Origin of the sequence: Zoogloea sp. (assembly GCF_030157465.1) — a bacterium.
Classification (GTDB): domain Bacteria; phylum Pseudomonadota; class Gammaproteobacteria; order Burkholderiales; family Rhodocyclaceae; genus Zoogloea.
This window is the reverse complement of the sequence record NZ_JAOAUU010000050.1, coordinates 1-4,869: the sequence shown is the minus strand read 5'-3', so window position 1 is coordinate 4,869 and position 4,869 is coordinate 1. Positions and strand designations below refer to the sequence as shown.

Annotated in this window: 4 protein-coding genes; 1 reads left to right on the top strand and 3 read right to left on the bottom strand. The window is 60.6% G+C overall.

Going from position 1 to position 4,869, the window contains the following annotated elements:
* The coding region (locus tag Q1W26_RS05430) for an AAA family ATPase (protein ID WP_300436887.1) at positions 1-792 on the bottom strand (792 nt) is incomplete at its 3' end.
* 499 nt (positions 793-1,291) lie between these two features.
* On the opposite strand from Q1W26_RS05430, the gene Q1W26_RS05425 reads away from it, so the two are divergent.
* Positions 1,292-2,737: an IS5 family transposase gene (locus Q1W26_RS05425; protein WP_300436884.1), complete on the top strand. Its 1,446-nt coding sequence runs from the start codon at positions 1,292-1,294 to the stop codon at positions 2,735-2,737.
* Positions 2,738-2,866: 129 nt separating this feature from the next.
* On the opposite strand, the gene Q1W26_RS05420 is transcribed toward Q1W26_RS05425, so the two are convergent.
* On the bottom strand, positions 2,867-4,603 hold the full coding sequence (locus Q1W26_RS05420; RefSeq protein ID WP_300436882.1) for a bifunctional protein-serine/threonine kinase/phosphatase: 1,737 nt from the start codon (positions 4,601-4,603) through the stop codon (positions 2,867-2,869).
* Positions 4,604-4,632: 29 nt separating this feature from the next.
* On the bottom strand, positions 4,633-4,869 hold a 237-nt coding region (locus Q1W26_RS05415), incomplete at its 5' end, for a formate/nitrite transporter family protein (protein ID WP_300436879.1).

Sequence of the window (4,869 nt, the reverse complement as noted above, 5' to 3'; positions counted from 1 at the left end):
GATCATCGTTGTGCGGTGGGAGTTCGCTGAAAACCTCGGGTTATTCGAGGTGCTCTCTAGTTGTAATAACTCAAAGACCGCGGACAAGCCTTTTTTCTCGATATTTAAGTCAATGTTTTGAACAAAGTCCAAGACCTCATCTTGGCCTTCGTAGGTTATTAGCGATAAAAAACTTTTCTTTTGAAATTCTTTTGTTTGATCTTCATATTTTTTTGACATGGCGGAGAAGTACTTGACGAGACCGTTCGCTAAAGAGTCGAGCTTTTGATCCACGGCGGGCATGTTTTTTCGATCATCTCGACTTTGATCGTCGTCACTTTTTCTATGAACGGAAAGCCAACTAACCTTGACCAGCTTGGTTAACGCATCTCGCGCTCCGTTTGATAAATTGTTAATGACGCGATCCCGCATAGATCTCAAAGCCAAATGCCTCGCCAAGGCGGAGTCTGCCAGTTCGCCAATCGCAATGCGGACTGGCTTTGCTGTTTGTGACTCCTTAAGTAGATAGACAATGTCAAAAAATGGAATTCCACTTAGGCGGTCTTTGGAAACTTCAATGCTTGGTTTTTTTCTACTTGATCGTGACTGTAGAGTGATGGTAATTTTCTTAAAAGGAATTTTTTCTAATTTTTCGTAGTCACATAGCAACGCCGCCGCTATAAGATTTATTACGGTTGTTTTTCCGCATCCATTTTTTCCAATAATGAAATTGAATTCCTCGTCAAAGATAAAATTAATGGGGGTGTTGCTTCCCCATAGGCCATCAATGCTGGCGGATTTTAGTATGTACATAGGTTTTTCGTTTGCGTTTCTTAGAAGTGCTTATGCTACGGATATAAGTGTATCGACTATAAGGCTATGGCATGTCCAGGGCAAGGTTCTTGACGAAGAGATCGCGGCTTGAAGCTATTTTTTCGTAGCATCTGACAGAGTTATGTGCGTCCATGTATGTCGAGGATGCTCATTTCTTGTGCAACTCCGCGTTGTGCAGTGCGGGGCGATCCCGATATAGAGCAGCGACAGAATGTCTGAATAGTCGGTCCTGAAATATTCAATTCGCCGCCCTCCGCCGCCTGCCCGGTGGCCATGACGCTTTATTCCGCCGGTGAAGTGCTTCATCCCATTGGCTGGTAGCTTCTGCTCGGCAATGAAATGCTTTATCTCGTCGGTCCTGAACAATCAGCCCACCCCTTTCCCGGCGCGGGCTGAGAGCCCCTGAGACCTTGCCGAATCCTCCAGATTCCAGTGCAATCACATTCACTTGCTGGAAGATTTGGAGCGCAGGTTTCCGATGACCACCCCGGACTTTTTCCGCGCCCGGCTGGACGCAATGATCGATCTGCGTCACCCGCTGGCCGTATTGGCAACCCGCATGCGGTGGGCCGAGATCGAATCGGCGCTGGCGCCGTGCTTTGTCCGCCAGGACCGCCAAGGGCGTCCGATCGAGGGCCTGGATCCGTTTGGCCCGACCTTGCAGATGACTGGCGCAGGCACGAGCGCAGCGGGTCGCCCGCGCTTGCCGATCCGGCTGATGGTCGGGCTGCTGTATTTGAAGCACGCGTTCGGCGAGAGCGACGAGAGCGTCGTTCAACGGTGGGCCGAGAACCCCTATTGGCAGTTCTTTTGCGGCGGTGAGTATTTCGAGACCCGGCTGCCCTGCGACCCGAGCGGCCTGACGCGTTTCCGTCGTGCGCTGGGGGATGCAGGCGTGGAAGAACTCCTGGCCAAGACTATCGAAACCGCGGTGTCGATGAAGGCCATTGCCCCGAAGGACCTGGAGCGGGTCATCGTCGATTCCACGGTGCAGGAGAAGGCCATCGCCTTTCCCACCGACAGCCGGCTACTCGACGTGGCCCGGCGCAAGCTGGTGCTGATCGCCAAACGGTCTGGCGTGGTGCTGCGCCAGACCTTCGAGAAGGAAGGCCGCAGTCTCAAGCGACGAGCCGGTGGCTACGCCCACGCCAAACAGTACCGGCGCCTGCGCCGGGTGCTCAAGCGCCAACGGACGATCCTGGGCCGGGTCATGCGTGACCTGGAACGCCGTTTGCCGACGCTGGCTGACGGCATGAAGGAGATCGCCACCCTGTGGCTCGAGCGGGCCCGACGCATTCACACCCAGCGGCCCAAGGACAAGAACAAGCTCTACGCCCTGCACGCACCCGAAGTCGAGTGCATCGGCAAGGGCAAGGCCCGCCAGCCCTACGAGTTCGGGGTCAAGGTGGGTATCGCCACCACCGAGAAAGGCAACCTGATCGTGGGCGCCCGGGCCTTTCCCGGCAATCCCTACGACGGTCATACCCTCACCGAACAGATCGAGCAGGCGACGATTCTGATGCAGGAAGTCCAGGGCACCCCGAAGCCTCACACCGCCATTGTTGATCTGGGCTATCGGGGGGTTGAAGTGCCGGGAGTCGAGATCATCCACCGCGGCCGGATCAAGAGTCTGAGCGCCAAGGCCCGCCGTCTGCTCAAACGCCGTCAGGCGGTGGAGCCCGTGATCGGGCACCTGAAGGACGACTGTGGGCTACGGCGGAACTGGCTGAAAGGATCGGAAGGAGATGTGTTGCACCCGGTGCTATGTGCTGCCGGGTACAACCTGCGCTGGCTGATGCGGGCCATTGTCCGGCTGGGGCTGAAGGCCCTTTTTGCGCTCTGGCTTCTGGTCGGGATGCGCGGGCGACTGGTCAGCGACGAGAGGTCATGGCCACCGGGCAGGCGGCGGAAGGCGGCGAATTGAATATTTCAGGACCGACTATCTCTGCGCCGTACAGCGTCTTTCGTGGTGCGAAAGTTTTCTTTCCTGATGGGCGATAAGCCGGTAGATCGGGTTGGCGCAGCGTAACCCGACCTCCTGGACTCTCTGGCTTCAATGCCCGAGGGCGCGCAGGGCGAGGAGGGCGATGACTGCGAGGCCGAGCAGGGCGGTGGTGGCTTGCCAGAAGCGCACGGGGTTGCGTTCGATGAGCGGGGTGCTGCGTTGTTGCTGGTACTGGGGGCCGGGGGCCTTGAGGTCGTGGATGAATTCCGAGATGACTTCCTGGCGTTTGGCGGGATGGGGGTGGAGAGCCCTGGCCAGCACGGCATCCAGCCAGGCGGGGAGGTCGGGGCGGTGGTGGCGGAGGGGGATGTAGCGCAGACGGGCGAGATCGGCGGGGCTGCGCACCCGGGCGGCGTCGAGGCCATAGGGGAGCTGGCCGCTGAGGAGCTGGTAGGTGATGGCGGCGAGGGCGAAGAGTTCGCTGCGCTGGCTGCCGCCTTCGCCGAGAAGGTATTCCGGGGCGGTGTATTGAAGGGTGCCGGGCACGGCAAGGATGTGAGCGTCCGGGTGGTATTCGGCCAGGCCGGCCACGTGGGCGTTGGCCAGGTCGATGAGTTTGACCATGCCGTGGTGGTCGATCATCACGTTTTCGGGGCGCAGATCCTGATGGAGCATTTCGCGCCGGTGCAGGGCCTGGAGGCCCTGGGCAAGCTGTTCGATGAGGGCACGCACGCTGTCCAGTGCGGGCTGGGGGTTGTCCACCCGCCACTGGGCCAGGGTCTGGCCGTCGATGTATTCCATGACCACGAAAAGGTGGCTGCGCGGGCGTTCGCCGGCCCAGGCCTTGATGACGTGGGGGCTGTCGATGCGGCGGGCGACCCATTCTTCCAGCACGAAGCGGTCGAGGTAGTCCGGATTCTGGGCCAGATCCACCGAGGGGGTCTTGATGACCACCTGCTGCCCGCTGCTGTCATCCACGGCCAGGTGCAGGTGGCTGCGGGCGCTGACCTGCATTTCCCGCAGGATGGTGAAGCCTTCGAAGACCATGCGCGGCGCGAGGGCGGGCGGCAGGCTCAGCCCTTCGCGGCGCAGTTGGGGATGGGGGGCGTCGCTGGCGGGCAGCTCGTCGATGCGCAGGAGCTGCAGGGTGGCGTCGTCGTTACCGCCTCGGCTGCGGGAGAGCTTCACCAGGCGGGTTGCCGCTGCATCCAGGTCGTGGGCGTGTTGTTGCAGGGCCTGGTGGACGTCGTCGGCGTCAAGCCCGGCATAGGCGCCGTCGGTGGCGAGCAGGTAGATCTCGCCGGCTTCCGCTTCCCAGCTGCGGTAGTCGATCTCCAGGCGGGGGCCGGTGCCCAGGGCGCGGCCCAGGTAGGACTCGGCGGCGGACAGTCGTACCCGGTGGTCCTCGGTCAATTGTTCCAGGGCCTGGGGGTGGAGCCGGTAGATGCGTGAATCGCCCACGTGGAGCAGATGCAGGTCGCGGCCCTTGAGGATCAGCGCGCTGAAGGTGCACACATAGCCCCGGTCTTTCTCGAAGCGCCCTTCACAGCTCATGGTCTGGGAATGCAGCCAGCCGTTGGTGGCGCTCAGTACCCGTTCGGCGGCACGGCGGACCGACCAGGCTTCGGAGGTGGCGTAGTAGTCCTCGAGAAAGCTGCGCACGGCGGTCTGGCTGGCCACCTGGCTCACCGCGCTGGAGCTGATGCCGTCGGCGATGGCCAGGGCGATGCCCTTGCTGGCCAGCTGGTGCCCGCGGGGCAGGACGGCACCGTGAAAGTCCTGGTTGGTGTCGTGCTCACCTGCCAGGGACGCCTGGCCGAGGGAAACCCGCAGCTTGGTTGACATGGATGCGGGCTCCCGGCTGGCGTTCAGGTTCAGGCGGCGCGGCGCTTGGGGGCTGTTTTGTAGTGGGTGGAGTACAGCGTGGCGCCGACGAAGGTCAGGCCGCCCACCAGGTTGCCCAGCACGGTGGGGATCTCGTTCCAGATGAGATAGTCCATGAAGGTGAAGTTGCCACCCAGCATCAGGCCCGACGGGAACAGGTACATGTTGACGATGCTGTGCTCGAAGCCCATGTAGAAGAACACCAGGATGGGCATCCACATGGCGAT